General features: G+C 32.1%; 1 protein-coding gene. It reads left to right on the top strand.

The features are described 5' to 3' along the window. Positions 1-305 (top strand): hypothetical protein (locus tag ACNPNW_RS05530; protein ID WP_448766681.1); only part of this gene is annotated, 305 nt, incomplete at both ends.

Raw genomic sequence — 305 nt, 5'->3', positions numbered from 1 at the left:
TGTCCGAAAATGATTTGGACAATCTGGCTAATTTTAATTGTGTGAATCCAAATGAATATATCAGTATCGAAAGAAGAAAAAGGAAAAAGATAGAGCGACATTCTATCGATATGAACTATTTTTTATTACATGAATCTTTAGAAGAGCAGTCGGATGGTTACAACACGACTTTTCTAATGAAAAATGAACATGGAATAATTTTATCGTATATGTCACTTTGTACAGACGCTATTAGGCTCAATTACCAAGAAAGAAATCACGGGCAAATTGGTTATGAAACTTTTCCAAGTTTAAAAATTGCCCGA

It is taken from the genome of Acinetobacter endophylla (genome assembly GCF_053543775.1).
Note: the sequence above shows the minus strand (reverse complement) of the source record. Positions and strands in the feature narration are given on the sequence as shown.